Genomic DNA, 18,637 nt, shown 5'->3' on the forward strand with positions numbered 1-18,637 from the left:
CGCGCGTCACTTGCGGGTGAACCAGACCGCCAGCAGGATCAGCGCCAGTGCCACGGCCTGCAACAGCACACGCGCCTGCATCAGCTTGTTGGAGGTCATACCCGACCCGCCCCGCATCATGTTGACGAGGCCGCGGATCAGCACGACGACGACGGCGGCCATGACGACCAAGGCGAGGATCTTGACGGTGGTTGCCATGGGCGGGCTCCAGTTCGGTTTCGGTCAGGCGCGCCTGGCAAGCACGCGGTAGAGCGCTGATGCCGGCAGGATGCGCTTGAGCACCACGCCGATTCTGGCCGGCACCGTTACCACATAGTGCGGGCGCGGGCGCTGTGACAGAAGCGCGTGGCGCAAGGCGACATGGACAATTTCCGGTCCGGGCTTCAGCCGCGAGACGCTGCCGCCGGCCCGCAGCCGCGCAAGCTGATCCTGATAGTCGGCGCGGTGGACGGAGTTCTCGACATCGATGTTTTTCAGGAACCACGCAAGGCCGTTGCTGGCGATCTTCGAGGTCACCGGACCTGGCTCAATCAGCGAGAGGTGGATACCGCTGCCTTCGAGTTCCTGGCGCATGCAAAGCATCAAGCCTTCGACGGCGTGTTTGGAGGCCGAATAGGCGCCGCGAAAGCGAACCGGGGCGAGGCCCAGGATCGAGGAGCAGTGCACGAGACGGCCGTGGCCCTGACTGCGCATGACCGGCACGAGGCGCCGCGTCAGGTCATGCCAGCCGAAGAAGTTCGCCTCGAACTGCTCGCGCAGCGCCTCGACCGGCAGGTCCTCGACGGCGCCGGGCTGTGCGTAAGCGCCATTGTTGAACAGCGCGTCGAGCGTGCCGCCCGTGCGCTCCAGCACGGCATCGACCAGGGCGGCAATGGATTCCGGCTCGCGATAGTCGAGATAGAAGGCCTCGATGCCGTCCGCCTGAAGCGCGGCGATGTCGGCCGGCTTGCGCGCGGTGGCGAACACGCGCCAGCCTTCCGTCTTCAAGGCCCGCGCGCAATGGGCGCCTATGCCGGAAGAGGCGCCGGTGACGATGATGCTGCGCAACTGTTCAGCGGTGGGCAACGTTGTCTGACCTTGCCATTTGCCGCAATCCCTTCCCATATTCGCCGCGTCGACACAATCGAGCGGAGCGCGGGTCCTTGCTCAGGAATATCGTCGCCGTCAAGCGCGTGCTCTACGATGCGATCGGCCATTTCACCACCGACGACGGCTGGGCGATGGCCAGCCATCTGGCGATCACCTCGCTGATGGCGCTGTTTCCGTTCCTGATCTTTGCCACGACGCTGGCGAGCTTCCTCGGCGCGCGCGCCTTCGCCGAGACGGCCGTGCACCTGGTCTTCGACACCTGGCCGGAGCAGATCGCCAAGCCGATCGCGCGCGAGGTGCAGAACGTGCTCACCGTACGGCGAACCGACCTTCTGACCTACGGCGTGCTGCTCGCCGCCTACTTTGCCTCGAACGGTATCGAGGCGCTGCGCACGTCGCTCAACCGCGCCTATCGGGTCACCGAGACGCGCGGCATCATCCACCGCCGGGTGCAGAGCATCATTTTCGTGCTGATCGCAACCGCCTGTTTCCTCGCCGTCAGCGTCCTTCTGGTGTTCGCGCCGCTGCTCGCGCGGCTGGCCGAGGCGCATCTCGAATGGATCAAGCCCTATATGGGCACCATCACGATATGGCGTTACGTGATCGCCTCGACGGTCATCGTCATCGGCCTGTTTTCGGTGCATATCTGGCTGCCGGCCGGCAAGCGCCGTTTTGTCTCGATCGTGCCCGGCATCGTCTTCACCCTGATCGCCTGGCTGGCCGGCTCGACCATCTTCGCCACCTATCTCGACCACTTCTCGTCCTATGTGACGACCTATGCGGGGCTGGCCTCGATCATGATCGCGGTGGTGTTCCTCTACATCATTTCGGCGATCTTCATTCTCGGCGGCGAGCTCAATGCCGCGATCAGCCGCTATCTCGAGGCGCGCGCCAGAGTCGGGTGAAGCGGAACCTTGGGCGGGCTATGCCTTGGCTGGCCGGGCGGTCGCCAGGCCGACGCCCAGCGTGGCGATCGCCATGCCGGCGATCTGTAGCAGACTGAGCTCTTCGCCGAACAGGGCCCAGGCGATGACGGCGGTGACGGCCGGCACCAGGTAGAACAGCGACGCGACCTTCGACATCTCGCCGTCCCGGATCATCACCATCAACAGGAAGATGGCGCCGACCGACAGCACCAGGACCAGCCAAGCAAATGCGAAGATGAGCTCACCGTTGACGGTGATCGCGCGCGTCTCGAAGGCGAGTGCCCCCACGATCGTCAGGACCGAGCCGCCGACATACTGCCACATCGTTGCCGAGACGAGGTCGCCGCCTGAGGCGAAGCGCTTCTGCCAGATCGTTCCGGCGGCCATGCCAAGCACCGAGATGAGCGAGGCCGCCAACGTTGCCGCGGTGACGCCGCCGCCGATCATGCCGAGCTTCGGCCAAAGCACGATGACGACGCCCAACAGCCCGACGGCAAGGCCTGCCCAGTGGCGCGGCAGGATCGCCTCGTGGAGGAACTTCCCGGCAAGCACCGCCGTGATCAGCGGCTGCAGGCCGACGATCAGCGCCGAAAGCCCGGCCGGCATGCCATGATGGATCGCCCAGAACACACCGCCCAGATAGACGCCGTGCATGAGGACGCCGGCCACCGTCGCGTGAAACGCCTCCTCGCGGCTTGCCCTGCGCGAGCCGAGCAGCGCGGTCAGTCCCGCGAACAGAATCGCCGCCGCCACGAAGCGGATGGCGAGGAAGGTGAAAGGCTCCGCCCACGGCATGGCATAGCGTGCGCCGATGAAGCCGGTCGCCCAAAGGACGACGAAGGAGGCGGGGATGAACCGCTTGATGCTGCGCATTTTGGGGAAGGGCTCTGGCTGCGGGTGAAAAGTTGATGACGGCAATTGCTCTAATGCCGTTCAATTCGGCAAGCAAAACGAAACGGTTGATCCATAAGCTCATTCGAATTCAACAACCGGTGCCAACGAGGGCATGGCGTTAAGGCACGCCATGGGCGGATATGCTTTTGCATCTCGGTACGACGTGGCTGCTGTTCGCGGTCGCGACCGTCGCGGTTTTCGGATTCTTTTTCGGCTCCGCGCTCGATGCCATCATGAAGGACGACGGCTTCGGCTCGACCGGCAACACGCTGCTGTTCACGCTGGGCTTCTTCGTCGCGGTGATGGTCGCCAATGAGCACGGCATCGCCTTCAGGGATCTCAGACTTGCGGTGGCATGGGGTTTGAGCGGCGCCTTCGTCCTCATCAGCGTGATGGCGCTTATCAAGGCCGGGCTGGCACGCCTTTAGGGATTGTCGATATTCACGCCATGTCGGCCTGCAAGTGCCGGTTTTCTGCGTTACCGGTGCTCACCTACTTCGAGTACGCTCCGCTCCGGTTCTCGAAAACCACCACTTTCGGCTCGGCGTGACGTGAATCTCAACAACCCCGTCAGGGCAAGTCAAAGCCCGGTCAGCCGCTTGACTTCCTGCGGCGACACGCCTGCATCCCGAAGCGCTGCGAGGCCGGTGTCCTTCAGGCTCTTCGACAGCTTTCGGCCGTCGGGCCCCAGGAGCAGGCGGTGGTGGAAATAGCGCGGCGGCGAGAGGCCCAGCAACTGTTGGAGCAGACGCTGCACGCCGGTGGCCGAATAAAGGTCCTGGCCGCGGACGACATGGCTGACCTTTTGCAGCGCATCGTCGACAACCACGGCGAGATGGTAGCTGGTCGGGATGTCGCGGCGCGCCACGATGACGTCGCCCCAGGCCTGCGGCCTTGCTTCGACCGTACGCGTCTCGGCCATCGTCTCGTCGGTGAACTCGATCCATGACAGGGCGCCGGGTACGCGCGCCATGGCCGCGTCGACATCGAGCCGCCAGGCGAAAGGCGCCTTCTCGGCAATGCGCCGCTTGCGTTCCCTCGTTGGCAAGGCCTTATCGAGAGGCGGGTAGAGCGGCACGCCGTCGGGGTCGCGCGGCCAGTCGCGCCCCCCGGTCTCGGCAATGAAGGCGCGGATCTCGCGCCGGCTCATGAAGGCGGGATAGACCAGCTCCTCGGCGATCAGCCGGTCGAGCACCGCCCTGTATTCGGAGAAATGCTCGGATTGGCGCCGCACCGGCTCCTGCCAGCTCAGCCCCAGCCATACCAGGTCGCGAAATATGCCGGCCTCGAACTCCGGCGTGCAGCGCGTGACATCGATGTCCTCGATGCGCAGCAAGAACCGTCCCCCCGCCAGTGTCGCCATCTGCTGGTTCAGCAGGGCCGAATAGGCATGGCCGAGATGCAGCTCGCCATTGGGGCTCGGCGCGAAGCGAAATGTCAGGAGCGTCATGTCTCAGGCGGCATTCGGGTTGAAAGGCGCTTCGGGCGGTTGATAGTTAGCCATCAATTGTCGATCTGGGAACAAGCAACGTGCAACGCATCGCCTCGCTCGACGACATTGCGGCAGGGCTCGACGCGCTCTGCCTGATCGATCCGCGGCTGGAGAAGGTGCGCGGCCTGGCCGGCGAGGTGCCGCTGAGGCTCTCCGAGCCGGGGTTCGGGAGCCTCGCGTCCATCATCGTCTCGCAGCAGGTATCGCGCGCCAGCGCCGATGCCATCTTCGGCCGGCTGACCAGGCTGGTCGATCCGCTGACGCCCGAGGGGATACTTTGCGCCGGCGAGGATGTCTTTCGCGAGGCAGGCCTGTCGCGGCCGAAGCAGCGCGGGCTGATCGCGGTCGCGCAAGCCATGGCCGGCGGGCTCGATCTCCACCACCTCTGCTCGCTCGACGCCGGCGAGGCGATCGCGGCGATGACGGCGGTGCCCGGCATCGGGCCCTGGACGGCGGAGTGCTACCTTCTGTTCGCCGCCGGCCACCCCGATGTCTTCCCCGCGCGCGACGTCGCGCTCCAGAGCGCGGTCGGCCATGCGCTGGGCATCGACCCCCGTCCACCGGAGAAGATACTGATTCGGCTGGCCGAATCATGGAGCCCGTGGCGAGGGGTCGCATCGCGGCTTTTCTGGGCCTATTATCGCGAACTGAAGGGCAGGGACGCGGCGCCCCCGGTCGAAATGGCCAAAAAAGCATGAAAATCATGCGTTTTTGACCGTTTCGCCGAACGACAATCCGCTTCACATCCCTGTCATGTCGGGCTTACAGTATCCGCGCCGTTCGGTTCTAGAACCAAGGAGGCTGAGGACGTGACGGTTGCCGTATCTCCGGATGGGCTTCCCGCGCTGGTGCTGAATGCGGACTACCGTCCGCTCAGCTATTACCCCTTGTCGCTCTGGTCGTGGCAGGACGCCATCAAGGCCGTCTTCCTCGACCGGGTCAACATCGTCGCCGAATACGAGCACGCCGTCTCCTCGCCGACCTTCTCGATGAAGCTGCCGAGCGTGGTGAGCCTGAAGGCCTATGTGAAGCCGTCCAGGCATCCAGCCTTCACCCGCTTCAACGTCTTCCTGCGCGATCGCTTCCAGTGCCAATATTGCGGCACGCCGGACGATCTTACCTTCGACCATGTCATCCCGCGCCATCGCGGCGGCGCGACGACCTGGGAGAATGTCGTCGCCGCCTGCTCGCCCTGCAACCTGAGGAAAGGCGGCATGATGCCGGCGCAGGCCAAGATGTGGCCGCTGCAAAAACCTTATCAGCCGACGGTGCACGACCTGCACAACAACGGCCGCCTGTTCCCGCCCAACCATCTGCATGAAAGCTGGATGGATTATCTCTACTGGGATGTCGAACTGGAACCGTAGAGTTCGGCAGAAATCCGCGAGCCAGGCCGTCTGCCGCAGCTTTCTGCGCTTCCGGTGCTCACGTACATAAGTGCGCTCCGCTCCGGTTCTCGAAAGCCGCGCCAGCCAACTCGGGTTGGCGAATTTCTGGACGAACTCTGCGTTGTGCCGTTCAATCAGGGTCAATCGCGCGCGAGGGCGCTGCGGAAGGCGACGGCGGCCAGGATGAGGCTGGCGATGGCATTCCAGCCGGCGAGCGACAGGCCGAGGATGCGGAGTGCGGCCTTGTCGCAGGAGGGCGGCACGAATTTGTCGAGCGCGTCGAGCACGCCCTTGCCGCCGGTGTCGACCGGACCGGCTCCGGCGGTACAGTCGGCAGGACCTGGCCACCAGGCCCATTCGACGCCGGAGTGATAGACGCCGAGATAGAGGCCGTAGAGCATCAACAGGCCACCGATCGCCAGCAGGCCGCGCGTCACCCAGGCCGGCGCGCGCAGCATCGATGCGACGGCCACCAGCAGCATCAGCGGCGCACCGACATAGTAGGGCGTGCGCTGCTCCAGGCAGAGATGGCAGGGGATGTAGCCGCCTATGTACTGGAAGGCGAGTGCCGAGCCGACGGTCAAGGCCATTGCCACGGCGAGGAACAGCGCGGTCCGCGTCCGCTGGTGTCCGGTATCGGCAGTCGTGGTCGCTGTCATCGATGGGTCCGTCTGCGTGGCTTTATCCGTGGGCGTATCTGACCGCGATATAGAGCAAAATAAGGGCAGCGGCGCCGGCGCTGACGATCATGCCCAGGCGTTTTTCGATAAATTCCTTGATCGACTCGCCGTAGCGGCGCAGCAGCCAGGCAAGCAGCAGGAAGCGGGCGCCGCGCGCGACGATCGCAAGCCCGACGAAGAGCAGCAGGTTGACGCCGATGACGCCGGACAGGATCGTCACCACCTTGATCGGCGGCAAATGCGCCGCGCCCGAGGTGACCAGCATCAGGATGATGAAGCCGACGCCGGATGAAGCCCGCATCTGCTCGAACTGGTCATATTTGCCATAGAATTCGAGGATCGGCTTGGCGACCGCCTCATAGGCATAATGGCCGATGAACCAGCCGAAAATGCCGCCCAGCACCGAGGCGACCGTTGCGATCAGCGCGTAGCGATAGGCGCGGTCGGGCCTGGAAAGAGCCATCGGCAGAAAGAGCACGTCGGCCGGCACCAGGAAGACGGAGCTTTCGACGAAAGCGATGAAGGCCAGCCACCATTGGGCCGATTTCCGTGCCGCCAGCGACAGGGTCCAGTCGTAAAGTCCGCGAAGCATCGGCTCTCCTAATCAATGCCACCCCGAGGCACTTGAGCGGTTTTGGGCAACGACAGGCAGGAAGACAAGGACCCAAAGCGCCGCAGCAAAGGGTTTCGGGGCAGGCACGCAGCCTGTCTAGAAAGATTTTCCGCGCCGCACAATGGCGGCGCGGTCACGAAACCGAAAGGCGCGCCTTAGCCGCGCTGGCAAATCGGCAACAGGCCAGTTGACGAAAGGCGCTCCAACCGTATAGTCCGCGCCCATCCAGGCCGCCCGGCCTGAGCCCCTATGGCGGAATTGGTAGACGCGCTCGACTCAAAATCGAGTTCCGCAAGGAGTGCTGGTTCGATCCCGGCTAGGGGCACCACCCTTCGCTCCGCGAGCTTCGGGCGGCGGGCTATCCGAAGCGCGTTAGCGCATATTCCCCGTATGCCCCTGCGAATACCGCCCCGGCTGCGGCCATACCGTCAGCCCGTGCGGCTCGACGCCGACGCGGATCTTGGTCACGGCGCCCGAGGTCGTGTCGATCATGTAGACTTCGCTGTCGAAGCGCCCGGAGAGCCATAGCTGCTTGCCGTCGGCGCTGACATTGCCCATGTCGGGGCTGCCGCCCTCGGGGATCGGCCATTGGGCGACGACCGAGCGCGTGGCGAAGTCGATCCCCGTCACGCTGCCAGGCCCGTCGGCGCGGCCCTGCTCCATCTTGTGCGAGCCGCGGTTCGAGACATAGAGCCGCTTCCCGTCGCGGCTGACGACGAACCCGTGCGCGCCTATTCCGGTCGGGATGAAGCCGATCTCCTTGAAGCTGTCGCCATCGATGAGGAAGACGCCGTCATTCATCATGTCGGCGACGTAGAACACCTTGCCGTCGGGCGAGAGCCTTATGTCCTGCGGCATGCCCATCTTCGAAAGATCGAGATGGCCGAGCACCTTCTGGTTCTTGAGATCGACCTTGGCCAGGCCGCCGTCGCCGTATTCGCAAGTGAAGATCGCATAGGAATTGTCGGCCGAGAAATCGGCATGGTTGATGCCGGGGCAGGTCGGCGTCGGGATGATCGACTTCAACGCCATGGTCTGCGGATCGCGCAGGTCGAGCTGCTTCAGGGCCTCGTCGACGATGATGGCGGCGCTGCCGTCAGGCATGAAATAGACGTTGTAGGGATCGTCCACCGGCACCTGCTTGCCGGGTTTTCCCGTCATCGGGTCGATCGGCGTCAGGCTGCCGTTCTTGCCGGTGCCGTTGTTGGCCACCCAGAGCGTCTTCAGGTCCCAGGACGGGACGACGTGCTGCGGCTTGCTGCCGACCGGAAACCTGTCGACCTCCTTGAGCGTCGCCGTGTCGATGACGGAAACGCTGTTCGAGGAGCGGTTGGGCACATAGACGCGCGGCAACGCGCCTGCCGTGGCGGGGCTCAGACCAGCGGTCGTGTGGCTGTAGATGTTGACGGGCGGTGGCGCAGGCTCGGAGCAATCCTCGGGGCAGGTGTCCGCGAAGGCGCCCGTCGGCAACAGGGCGAGCAGCAGGGCAAGCAGCGCGATTGGCGAGCCGGCGTGGCGCGGAAGTATTCTGATCATCTGGATTGCTTTGTGATTGATGCGGGCCGGATCCGGCCGTGGGATGCCATAGCCTGTGAAACGCTCTCCATCTAGCGCCTTTTCAACAGGCTCCGCATGCGGTTGCGCAGGAGGCGCGCCATGTTGCGGGTCTCGCGATAGAGGTGCATCTGCGAAGCCGCCTGGCGGGCCAGCCGGTCGGCGTCGGGCGTCAAGCCGACCACCAGCGTGCCCATCGGCTTGCGCTCGCTCCACAGCCGGCTCATCACCGGATGGTCGGGCACCGCGCAGGAATCGGTCATGCCGATGTTGGGATCGTCGAGATGCTGCTTCGTCACCTCGATCATCAGCAGCGTGCCCGGCGAATAGGCGGAGAGCGTCTCGTCATAGGCCGTCTTCCAGGTATAGGCGACGCCGGCCTCGACGAAGACGACCAGGGACGCGATGGTGCGGCCGTCTAGCTTCAGGGAATGGATGCGGCACATGTCGTGCTCGGCCAGCCGATGCACGGCCTCGCGGGCGAAGGCGGCGCGGTAGCGGTCGATCGCCATGGCCGTGCGCTCGCGGCCTTTCCAGCCCGCGGCTTCCAAGGTCAGGAAGCTCTCGATGGCATGGCGGATCTCATCCTGCCCACGCGCCACGACGTGCTCGAGCTTGCCAAGGTCGGCGAGGCGCCGCTTCAGCCGGCGGAATTCGCGATGATGGTGCGAGCGCAGCGAGGCCTTGAGGTAGTCGTCACCGTCGGTGTCGCTTTCCAGCACCGGGCGCTCGACCTTGCCAGTGGTGACCAGGGTCAGGCCGCGGCTGTCGGCAAAGGAGGTGAGCAGGCTCGCCACCGGGCCGTCCAGCCGCATGTCGGGCAGCACGAACACTTTCGGCAATTTGAGATGCGGCCTCCCCAGCATCGAGAAGAAATCCTCGATGACGCCGACCGGATCGTCGCGGTCGACCAGCGGGGTGCCGAGCGGACCGAACGGGCTCGACCATGTGCGCATGACCGGGACGGTAAGCGGGATCGCGGGGCGCTCGACCGAGAACGGCACCAGAAGCCGCAGCCGGTTGCGGTATTCGTCGCCGTCGCGGATCACGGCCAGCCGGACTTCGCGGTCCTCGAGCCTCGGCATCGCGGGCGCCAGGAAGCGCGGGTTGAAGAACACGTTGTGCTCGATCGTGCGGGCGCTGAGATAGTCTAGCTCCTCGACGAGGTCGAAGCCGGCCGAGGCCGGATAGATCGCGAGCTTGCGCTCCGGCCGGTTGTTGGCGAAGAGCTCGATATGCGCGGGATCGACCTCTCGCGCCAGGCCGGCGAGGCCGGATACCATGGCGCCGGCAGTGCCGCCGCTGGTCTCCTCGAGCAACGGAACGGCGGCCATCAGGCGATTTCCTTGTTCGCGGGCACGAAAATCGCCATGACGATGCCGAGCTTGCGCCAGACGGTGAAGGACAGCGCGCCGGCCTCGAAGACCATCGCCAGGCTGGTGGCGATCGCCGCGCCCCAGAGGCCAAAAAGCGGGATCAGGATCACGTTGAGACCGATGTTCAGGGCAAGCGTCATGGCATAGACGGCGGCGCAGATGTTCTGGTTGCCGCTCATGGTGAGCAGGCTTTCGCAGGGGCCGACGGCGCCGCGCGCGACGACGCCGAAGACCAGCAGGAAGAGCAGCGGATAGCCGGCGGTGAATTCCGGGCCGAACAGCATCAGCATCGGCTCGCCCAGCGCCAGCACCAGCAGCGCCATCGCCAGAGAGGGCCAGAAGGTCCAGGAGACCGTCTCGCGGGCGAAGGCGGCGAGCCTTTCCGGCTCGCCATGGGTGAATTGCGCGTAGCGCTGGGCAACACCTGCCTTGACGGCGAAATAGACGAAATGCACCAGCGCCAACGTCTTCACGGTGGCGAAATAGACGGCGACGTCATTCGGGTCGAGATAGGCGCCGACCATCAGCACGTCGGCATTGGTGAGCAGGAAGAAGAAACTCTCGACGAGGAAGATCGGCAGCGAAACGAGGAACCACTGGCCGAAATGCACCGTCATCGGTCCGGCCGGGATCTTCTTGTCCATGCGCGAGGTGACGCCCATCAGCTGGCCGAGTGACGTGACATAGGTGGCGGCGATCGAGGCGAAGATCGCGGTCTTGGCATCGGGCGCGTAGTGCATGGCGAGCATCGCCGCCATAAGAACCAGGATCAGCACCGGCCGCACCAGATAGGTCGGCGACAGCGCGAACAGTGCCCATGAATTGGCGCGGGCCAGGCCCTGCAGCAGGTCGCCCATCGCAATCATCGGCAGGCAGATGACGCCGAGGATGAAGGGAACGACGTAGTAGGTCTCGATCCAGGGCGAGGCGAGCCAGACGCCGAGGGCGCCGATGCCCGCGATCACCGTCGAGGCGACCAGCACGAACAGCCTGCTCGCCAGCACGATGCCGCGTAATTCGGCGAGCATGCCGCGCTCGCGATATTCGGGAATGAAGCGGATGACCGAGGTGTGGAAGCCGAGGCAGGCGAGGTTGCCGACGATCACCATCGTCACCCAGACCAGCACGAAGATGCCGTATTCGAACGAGCCCATCCAGCGCGCCATCAGCACCTGGCTGATGAAGGCGATGACGGCGCTGACGATGCGGATGGAGAAGGCGATCAGCGACATGCGGCCGGCTTCGCCGCGCTCGTCGGCGGTGAACAGCACGGCATCGATGCGGCCAAGCAGCGGCCGCATGCGCAGCGCCCAGCGCTGCGGCAGGAACCGCCCGGCAGTCGTCGCCGCGGAAAAGCGCACCCCGAATACTCTCCGTTTCCCGCCCCTTTTTCGGCGTTCCGGTCTATCCGAAACACCTTAAGAAACGGTTGGGTGGAAGGGTGCTCCAGACAGCGAAAGGCGAGCGAGCGCCGGGGATTGCCCGGGGGCAAGGGGAGCCGGCCGGCGCTGCGCTCGCCCTTCCCCGCCAGGGGAAGGGTGGACACCGGACGCGGCGCCGATGTCCCAAGTTCCTCAGAAACGCTCCTACATCCCCTTCGTGGCATCGCAGGAAACGTTCGGGTTCATGTCGGCGAAGGCGCCGGTGGGGTTCTGCTTCCAGGCCCAGACGTGCAGTTCATAGAACGGGCCGAGGCCGTAGCGGTTGGGCGCCGTGTTGAAGTTGAACAGGTGGCCTTCGAGCGAGGCGGGGCCCTTCGAGGTGATGTATTCGACGGCGATCAGCTTCAGCGTGCCGTCGGCCATCGGCTCGTACATCACCGCCTCGGGCTTGCCGACATCGACGGCGTCGTCCTTCAGATAGGCGGCATTGACGTAGTGGATGCCCATGGCGCCGCCGCTGAGGCCGCTGGCGCAGGGGATCGGCGCATAGCCTTCGGCTTTCGCCGCCGCGACGTCGGCGAAGCGGCTGTCGGCCGCCCGCACCTTCTCGGCGAGCGGATTGACGGCCTCGGCCCTGGCAGCGCCGGCCGCCAGGACAACCAGGGCCGATGCGGCGACTAGGCGTCTGTTCCAATTGCGGATGCTCATTTTCCTCTCCAATTCGGTTGCGGCGCGCAAGGCGGAGCCGGCCGCTTGAGGGTCGGCCCTGTAATGCATGCGACGCCTTGCGATTGCCGGGCGGAGTCGCCCTGGGCCCGCCGGTCAAAATTAGCGCTGATGCCACCAATATTCCCAGTATTCGCGCGGCATCTCGCGCTCCTCGAGGCCGATGTCGCGTCTCAGATAGTCGTCCTGCGGGGGCAAAAGGCGGCGCCGGTTTCGCAGAGGCGAGAGCAGCGCCGACACGGCCCGCCGAATGACGCCGCGCCGTGGCGCGAGGATATCCGCCGGGGCGGATGCACTCTCGCTGTCCGGCACGCCAGCAGGTCCGCCGTCGGCGGAGACGATCTGAAGCGCATCGTGGTGTGGTTGATCAGCGATAAAAGTAAGGGTCGAGGACCCGCACCTCCGTGATCTTGTCGACGGGAAGCGCGTTCTTCTGCGCCGTGCTGCGGATCGCCTCGGGCGAGGGCGCATCGTAGATGCAGAAGCTCTTGCCCTTGTCGGGCGACACATAGGACTGCACCCAGGTCACGCCCTTTTCGGCGTTGCGGGCGATGACGCCGCCCATGGCGGTCGCGCCGGCATCGTTCATCGGCACGTTGAGGCCGTCGGGAAATGTGCGTTCAACCAGATAGCGAGGCATGATCAGTTTTCCTTTCGTGATTGATTGACGCTCGGTCCGAGCGCGGCCGCACTAAAACCACGCCCGCAAATGCCGCGCATCGGAACCTTTCCCCATATTGGGCGGGACGATTGCCCATGTTGGAAACGTTGTTTGTGGAGAGCGACACCCAAATGTGTGGAAGGTCACATTTTGGCGCGCTCATCTGGACTATCGAGGCGGCACGCCCGCCGCGGTGAAATTCATGACTTCGCGAGAGAGATGAGAATGCTTCTGGAACGGCAGACGCAGCTGCGGCAACTGGAGGCCCTGCTGGCGGAAACGATGCAGGGCCGCGGCCGCGTGGCGGCGCTGTCAGGCGAGGCGGGCGCCGGCAAGACGGCGCTGGTCGAGGCTTTTGTGGACCGTATGGGCATTGATCGGGTGGGCGTCGATCGGCCAGTGCAAGGCGTGATCCTGCTGCGCAGCGCCTGCGAGGACCTGTCGATCCCCGACCCGCTGGGGCCGCTCTACGACCTCGCCCGCGAGGCGCAATGGGAACTGCCGCGCGCGATCGATGACCGGCAGGGGCAGAGGCTGCCGCTGTTTTCCGACGCGCTCGACGTCTTCGAGGCGAAAGGTCCAAGCGTGCTGATCATCGAGGACCTGCATTGGGCGGATGACGCGACGCTCGATTTCGTCCGCTTCCTCGGCCGGCGCATTGCAAACTCCCATATCCTGCTATTAGTCACGGCGCGCACCGACCGCAGCGAGGGACAGATGCGCGTGCGCCGGGCGCTTGGCGAGATCCCGGCTGGCAATGTCATGCGTATCGAGGTGCCGCTGCTCAGCGAGGCCGCGGTGTCGTCGCTCGCGGGACAGGCCGGCCGCGACGGCGGCGCCATCTATCGGGCCACCGCCGGCAATGCCTTCTTCGTCACCGAGCTGCTCGCCGCCGAAGGCGATACCGCGCTCCCGGCCAGCGTTCGCGACGCGGTGCTGGCGCGGGCAGAGCGGCTGTCGCCCGGCGCTCGCTCGATGCTCGATGCGGTGTCCGTGTTTCCGCGCCGCGCCGATGCCTGGGCGCTCAGCGGCCTGTGCGGGATCGCGGCTGCCGGCCAGCTCGCCGAATGCGTCAGCCAGGGCCTGCTCGAGGATTTCGGCGACGGCTACGCTTTCCGGCACGAGATCGCGCGCCGCGCCATCGAGATGGCGCTGACGCCAAGCAGACGGCGCGAGTACAATCAGCGCGCACTGGCAGCGCTGCAGGAAAATCCGGATGTCGCCACAGCGAGGCTGGTGCATCATGCGGTCGAGGCGCAGAACCTGGAGGCCGTGCGCGAGCTTGCGCCGCTCGCCGCGCGCGAAGCCTCGCGCGTCGGTGCGCATCGCGACGCCGCCGGCCACTACGAGGTCGCCTTGCGGTATTGCGATGGCCTGCCGATGGAAAGCCAGGCGGCGCTGCATGAAGGCCATGCCTTCGAATGCCATCTCATCGGCCGCATCGACGCGGCCATGGAGGCGCAGGGCGAGGCGCGCCGGCTGTGGCAGGCTCTGGGCGACAGGCTGAAGGAAGGCGACAGCCTCAGATGCCTGTCGCGCTTCGCCTATCTGCTCGGCGACCGCGCGGCGGCGGACCGGTTCGGCGCGCAGGCCGTCGAACTTCTGGAAACGGCGCCCGACAGTCCCGAGCTTGCCATGGCCTATTCCAACCTTTCGCAATTGGCGATGCTGGCCGAAAGGCTCGACGAGACGCTCTTGCTGGGCGGCAAGGCCGCCGAGCTGGCGGAGCGCCTGAACCGTCCGGACATCTTCTGCCACGCGCTCAACAATGTCGGCGCCGCCGGGCAATGGCTGGATTTAGCAAAGGGGCGGCGCGATCTCGCCCGCAGCCTGGGAATCGCCCTTGCGGGGAATTTCCAGGAGCATGCGGCGCGCGCCTTCACCAATTGCGCCTGCGTCGAGATGAACCGGTTCGGTCTCGCCGAGGCGGAGGCCTTCCTCGAACGCGGCATCGCCTATTGCGTCGAGAACGATCTCGCCACCTGGCGCGACTACATGCGCGGCGTGCAGGCGCAGCTGCTGCTGCGGCGCGGCCTGTGGAACGACGCGGCGGCGGTGGCGCATGACGTCATCGACGACGAGGCAACGACCGCCCTCGTGCGCTACCCCTCGCTGGTGGCGCTGGCGAGGCTGCGCATCCGGCGCGGCGATCCATCGGCCGAGCCGGTGCTGGATGAGATGAGACGCTTCCTGGACAAGGGCATGGAGCTGCAGCGGCTGGTGCCTTACGCATCCGTGATGGCCGAGCTTGCATGGCTCGGACAAGGCGACAGGGACGAAGCGTTGCGCCTGATCGATCTTGCCGAGAGCCTGTGGCCGACGCGCGCGGTGTTCGGCGAGCTTGCGACCTGGCGGCAACTGCTGTCACCCGACTGCGATCCCGGCGAGACCGGCGGCATGGCCGAGCCGCATCGCCTCCTGCTTGCCGGCGACTGGCGCGGCGCCGCGGCGTTCTGGGCAGGGGCGGACGCTCCCTTCGAGCGCGCGCTCGCGCTGCTGCAAGGCGATGAGGCGGCGCTGCGCGAGGCGCTCGACATTCTTGAAGGGCTTGGCGCGAGGCCGGTGGCGCAGCATGTGCGCGGCGTGATGCGGCAAAGCGGCGTCAGCCATATCGCGCGAGGACCAAGGCAGGCAACGCGCGCCAACCTTGCCGGACTGACCCAGCGCCAGATGGAGGTCCTGCAACTGATCGAGCGCGGCTTCTCCAACAAGAAGATCGCAGCGCAGCTGACGATCTCGCCGAAGACGGTCGATCACCATGTCTCGGCGGTGCTGGAGAAGCTGGAAGCCGTCTCGCGCGGCGAGGCGACGGCCGCGGCGCGAGCGTCGGGATTGTTGTGAGGTTGGTCTACCAGGCAGACGGCGAAAGTCTGCGCTGCCCCTTATCCGGCCCTGCGGGCCACCTTCTCCCCGTTGAACGGGGAGAAGGGAAAGAGCCTCAAGCGAATGCGCCGTGGCAGTGCTTGTACTTCTTGCCGGAGCCGCAGGGGCAGGCCTCGTTGCGGCCGACCTTGCCCCAGGTCGCCGGGTTCTTCGGGTCGCGATTTTCCGGCGCAACGATGGCGTGCTGATCTTGGCGGACCAGCAGCGCGGTCTCGCCGCCCTGGAAATCGTCCTCGCCGGTGGTGCCGTCGATATGGCTGCCGAACATGTCGGGCGCAGCCGGCGGCGGCGCTTCCGCCGCCTGGCGGACTAGCTCGACGCGCATCAGCTGCGCGGTGACGGCCTGGCGCAGGTTGCCGAGCATGCCCTGGAACAGCTCGAACGCCTCGCCCTTGTATTCCTGCAGCGGGTCGCGCTGGGCATAGCCGCGGAAGCCGACGACCGAGCGCAGGTGGTCGAGGTTGACGATGTGCTCGCGCCACAGATGGTCAAGCGTCTGCAGCACCACCGAACGCTCGACATAGCTCATCACATCGGGGCCGAAGCGCTCGGCGCGTTCCTTGGCGGCTGCCTCGGCTGCGGCGGAAATGCGTTCGCGGATATCGTCCTCGGCGATGCCTTCTTCCTTGACCCACTCCTCGACCGGCAGGTCGAGATTGAGATACTGCGCCACTTCCTCCTTCAGCCCTGCGACGTTCCACTGCTCGGCATAGGCGTTTTCGGGGATGTTCTTGGCGACGATTTCCTCGATGACGCCCTCGCGCATCTCGGTGACCGTCTCGGACAGCCCTTCGCCATCCATCAGCTCGATGCGCTGCTCGAACACCACCTTGCGCTGGTCGTTCGAGACGTCGTCATACTTCAGGAGGTTCTTGCGGATGTCGAAGTTGCGCGCCTCGACCTTCTTCTGCGCCTTTTCCAGCGCCTTGTTGATCCACGGGTGGATGATCGCCTCGTCTTCCTTGAGGCCGAGCTTCTGCAGCATGCCGTCCATGCGCTCGGAGCCGAAGATGCGCATCAGGTCGTCCTGCAGCGACAGGAAGAATTTCGAGCGGCCCGGGTCGCCCTGGCGGCCGGAGCGTCCGCGAAGCTGGTTGTCGATGCGGCGCGATTCATGGCGTTCGGTGGCCAGGACGTAGAGGCCGCCGGCGGCGAGCGCCTTCTCCTTCAACTGCGCGACGTCGTCGCGGATCTGCTTTTCCCGTGCCTCGCGTTCCGGCCCGTCCGGCATGTCTGCCAGCTCCTCGGCAATGCGCATGTCGGCGTTGCCGCCAAGCTGGATGTCGGTGCCGCGGCCGGCCATGTTGGTGGCGATGGTGATGGCGCCAGGCTTGCCGGCCTGGGCGACGATGGCCGCCTCGCGCTCGTGGTGGCGGGCGTTCAGCACCTCGAAATTCTTGAAACCGTCCTTGCGCAGGCGTTCGGCCAGCTGCTCGGACTTCTCGATCGAGGTGGTGCCGACCAGGATCGGCTGGCCCTTGTCGCGCGCTTCCTTGATCTCTTTGACGATCGCCTTGTACTTCTCGTCCACCGTCCGGTAGACCTCGTCGTCCTCGTCCTTGCGGACGACCGGCAGGTTGGTCGGGATCTCGGTGACCTCGAGATTGTAGATGTTGGCGAATTCCTCGGCCTCGGTCAGCGCCGTGCCGGTCATGCCGGCGAGCTTCTTGTAGAGGCGGAAATAGTTCTGGAAGGTGACGGAGGCCAACGTCTGGTTCTCAGGCTGGATCGTCACATGCTCCTTGGCCTCGAGCGCCTGGTGCAGGCCTTCCGAATAGCGGCGGCCGGGCATCATGCGGCCGGTGAACTCGTCGATGATGACAATCTCGCCGTTGCGCACGATGTAGTCCCTGTCCTTCTGGAACAGGAGGTGCGCCTTGAGCGCGTTGTTGACGTGGTGGACGATGGCGACGTTCTCGACGTCGTAAAGCGACTCGCCCTTCAAGAGGCCGGCGTCGCGCAGCATGTTCTCCAGCCTCTCGGTGCCGTCCTCGGTGAAGATCGTGGTCTTCTGCTTCTCGTCGACCTCATAATCGGCCGGGCCGAGCTTCAGCATGAAGGCGTCGATGGTGTTGTACATCTCCGAACGGTCCTCGAGCGGACCGGAAATGATCAGAGGCGTGCGCGCCTCGTCCACCAGGATGGAGTCGACCTCGTCGACGATGGCGTAGGCGTGGCCGCGCTGCACCATCTGCGAGCGCTCGTATTTCATGTTGTCGCGCAGATAGTCGAAGCCGAGCTCGTTGTTGGTGGCGTAGGTGACGTCGCAGGCGTAGGCCTCGCGGCGCTCGTCGTCGGAGAGGCCGTGCACGATGATGCCGACGGTCAGGCCAAGGAACTTGTAGATGCGGCCCATCCATTCGGCGTCGCGCTTGGCGAGATAGTCGTTGACAGTGACGACATGGACGCCCTTGCCGGCGAGCGCATTGAGATAGACCGGCAAGGTGGCGACCAGCGTCTTGCCCTCGCCGGTGCGCATTTCGGCGATGCCGCCATTGTGCAGCACCATGCCGCCGATCAATTGAACGTCAAAGGGGCGCATGCCCAGAACGCGGCGGGCCGCCTCGCGCACGGTGGCGAAGGCCGGAATCAGCAGGTCGTCGAGCGAGGCGCCGTTAGCGAGATCCTGACGGAATTTTTCCGTGCGGCCGGCAAGCTCGGCATCCGAGAGCGCCCGCATCTCGTTTTCCATGGCGTTGATGGCCTCGACCCGGGGCCTGGTCGCCTTGACTCGGCGGTCGTTGGAGGAGCCGAAAACCTTACGCGCGAGAGCGCCGAGACTGACCATCCAATGGCCCTTTCGATAGCAATTTTAGCCGTTTGCGACGGACGCCTGGCGGGCCCATCAAATCCGCGTGAATGCGGACAAACGCAAAAAGCGCCCGGAAAACGGTTCTGGACGCCAAGTCGTTGGACAGATAAGAGGGGGCTCAATCGATGTCAACGCCGCGTTAGCCCTATGGGCAGCGCCAA

The 18,637-nt window shown here is 65.3% G+C and carries 18 protein-coding genes and 1 tRNA gene; 6 read left to right on the forward strand and 13 right to left on the reverse strand.

Annotation, left to right across the window (positions count from 1 at the left end; all coding sequences use genetic code 11):
• Positions 1-6 precede the first annotated feature (6 nt).
• Positions 7-198 carry a twin transmembrane helix small protein gene (locus tag EN853_RS01835; RefSeq protein WP_127857563.1) on the reverse strand — a complete coding sequence of 64 codons (192 nt, stop codon included), beginning with the start codon at positions 196-198 and terminating at the stop codon, positions 7-9.
• Positions 199-222: 24 nt separating this feature from the next.
• Positions 223-1,104: an SDR family oxidoreductase gene (locus tag EN853_RS01840; protein WP_127857564.1), complete on the reverse strand. Its 882-nt coding sequence runs from the start codon at positions 1,102-1,104 to the stop codon at positions 223-225.
• A gap of 38 nt (positions 1,105-1,142) precedes the next feature.
• Here EN853_RS01840 and EN853_RS01845 point away from each other — a divergent pair, with 38 nt between their 5' ends.
• The gene (locus tag EN853_RS01845; RefSeq protein ID WP_127857565.1) at positions 1,143-1,994 is read left to right on the forward strand and encodes a YihY/virulence factor BrkB family protein; all 852 of its coding nucleotides are present in this window, start codon (positions 1,143-1,145) and stop codon (positions 1,992-1,994) included.
• An 18-nt stretch (positions 1,995-2,012) separates the two neighbouring features.
• Here the strand turns inward: EN853_RS01845 and EN853_RS01850 are convergent, their stop codons facing one another.
• Complete coding sequence (locus EN853_RS01850) at positions 2,013-2,888, reverse strand: DMT family transporter (RefSeq protein ID WP_127857566.1); 876 nt, start codon at positions 2,886-2,888, stop codon at positions 2,013-2,015.
• Between the two features lie 161 nt (positions 2,889-3,049).
• Between EN853_RS01850 and EN853_RS01855 the strand changes: the two genes are divergently transcribed.
• Positions 3,050-3,337, forward strand: coding sequence for a hypothetical protein (locus EN853_RS01855; protein WP_127857567.1), 288 nt, complete (start codon positions 3,050-3,052; stop codon positions 3,335-3,337).
• Between the two features lie 152 nt (positions 3,338-3,489).
• On the opposite strand, the gene gluQRS is transcribed toward EN853_RS01855, so the two are convergent.
• Positions 3,490-4,359, reverse strand: coding sequence for a tRNA glutamyl-Q(34) synthetase GluQRS (gluQRS, locus tag EN853_RS01860; RefSeq protein ID WP_127857568.1), 870 nt, complete (start codon positions 4,357-4,359; stop codon positions 3,490-3,492).
• Between the two features lie 80 nt (positions 4,360-4,439).
• Between gluQRS and EN853_RS01865 the strand changes: the two genes are divergently transcribed.
• Positions 4,440-5,099 carry a DNA-3-methyladenine glycosylase gene (locus EN853_RS01865; RefSeq protein WP_127857569.1) on the forward strand — a complete coding sequence of 220 codons (660 nt, stop codon included), beginning with the start codon at positions 4,440-4,442 and terminating at the stop codon, positions 5,097-5,099.
• Positions 5,100-5,210: 111 nt separating this feature from the next.
• Entirely contained in the window at positions 5,211-5,768 is a 558-nt protein-coding gene (locus EN853_RS01870) for an HNH endonuclease (RefSeq protein ID WP_013892845.1), read from the forward strand.
• A 161-nt stretch (positions 5,769-5,929) separates the two neighbouring features.
• Here the strand turns inward: EN853_RS01870 and EN853_RS01875 are convergent, their stop codons facing one another.
• Entirely contained in the window at positions 5,930-6,448 is a 519-nt protein-coding gene (locus EN853_RS01875) for a disulfide bond formation protein B (protein ID WP_127857570.1), read from the reverse strand.
• 22 nt (positions 6,449-6,470) lie between these two features.
• Positions 6,471-7,061: a YqaA family protein gene (locus EN853_RS01880; RefSeq protein WP_127857571.1), complete on the reverse strand. Its 591-nt coding sequence runs from the start codon at positions 7,059-7,061 to the stop codon at positions 6,471-6,473.
• 264 nt (positions 7,062-7,325) lie between these two features.
• On the opposite strand from EN853_RS01880, the gene EN853_RS01885 reads away from it, so the two are divergent.
• Positions 7,326-7,410 (forward strand) — tRNA-Leu (locus EN853_RS01885).
• A 44-nt stretch (positions 7,411-7,454) separates the two neighbouring features.
• On the opposite strand, the gene EN853_RS01890 is transcribed toward EN853_RS01885, so the two are convergent.
• From EN853_RS01890 to EN853_RS01915, 6 genes are all read right to left on the reverse strand, one after another.
• Complete coding sequence (locus tag EN853_RS01890) at positions 7,455-8,618, reverse strand: YncE family protein (protein ID WP_127857572.1); 1,164 nt, start codon at positions 8,616-8,618, stop codon at positions 7,455-7,457.
• A 71-nt stretch (positions 8,619-8,689) separates the two neighbouring features.
• Positions 8,690-9,970 carry a GNAT family N-acetyltransferase gene (locus EN853_RS01895; RefSeq protein ID WP_127857573.1) on the reverse strand — a complete coding sequence of 427 codons (1,281 nt, stop codon included), beginning with the start codon at positions 9,968-9,970 and terminating at the stop codon, positions 8,690-8,692.
• The gene (locus EN853_RS01900; RefSeq protein ID WP_127857574.1) at positions 9,970-11,373 is read right to left on the reverse strand and encodes a lipopolysaccharide biosynthesis protein; all 1,404 of its coding nucleotides are present in this window, start codon (positions 11,371-11,373) and stop codon (positions 9,970-9,972) included. Before EN853_RS01900 ends, EN853_RS01895 begins: the two co-directional genes overlap by 1 nt.
• Positions 11,374-11,598: 225 nt before the next feature.
• Positions 11,599-12,102 (reverse strand): hypothetical protein, encoded by a 504-nt coding sequence (locus EN853_RS01905; RefSeq protein ID WP_167524343.1) that lies wholly within the window; start codon positions 12,100-12,102, stop codon positions 11,599-11,601.
• A gap of 120 nt (positions 12,103-12,222) precedes the next feature.
• Positions 12,223-12,432, reverse strand: coding sequence for a hypothetical protein (locus tag EN853_RS01910; RefSeq protein ID WP_127857575.1), 210 nt, complete (start codon positions 12,430-12,432; stop codon positions 12,223-12,225).
• A 55-nt stretch (positions 12,433-12,487) separates the two neighbouring features.
• Positions 12,488-12,760 (reverse strand): DUF4242 domain-containing protein, encoded by a 273-nt coding sequence (locus EN853_RS01915; RefSeq protein WP_059187931.1) that lies wholly within the window; start codon positions 12,758-12,760, stop codon positions 12,488-12,490.
• A gap of 246 nt (positions 12,761-13,006) precedes the next feature.
• On the opposite strand from EN853_RS01915, the gene EN853_RS01920 reads away from it, so the two are divergent.
• Positions 13,007-15,622, forward strand: a complete 2,616-nt coding sequence (locus tag EN853_RS01920) for a LuxR family transcriptional regulator (RefSeq protein WP_127857576.1) — start codon at positions 13,007-13,009, stop codon at positions 15,620-15,622.
• Between the two features lie 97 nt (positions 15,623-15,719).
• On the opposite strand, the gene secA is transcribed toward EN853_RS01920, so the two are convergent.
• The gene (gene secA, locus EN853_RS01925) at positions 15,720-18,452 is read right to left on the reverse strand and encodes a preprotein translocase subunit SecA (protein ID WP_127857577.1); all 2,733 of its coding nucleotides are present in this window, start codon (positions 18,450-18,452) and stop codon (positions 15,720-15,722) included.
• Between the last annotated feature and the right edge of the window lie 185 nt (positions 18,453-18,637).

The organism is Mesorhizobium sp. M1C.F.Ca.ET.210.01.1.1 (genome assembly GCF_004791585.1).
GTDB lineage: Bacteria > Pseudomonadota > Alphaproteobacteria > Rhizobiales > Rhizobiaceae > Mesorhizobium.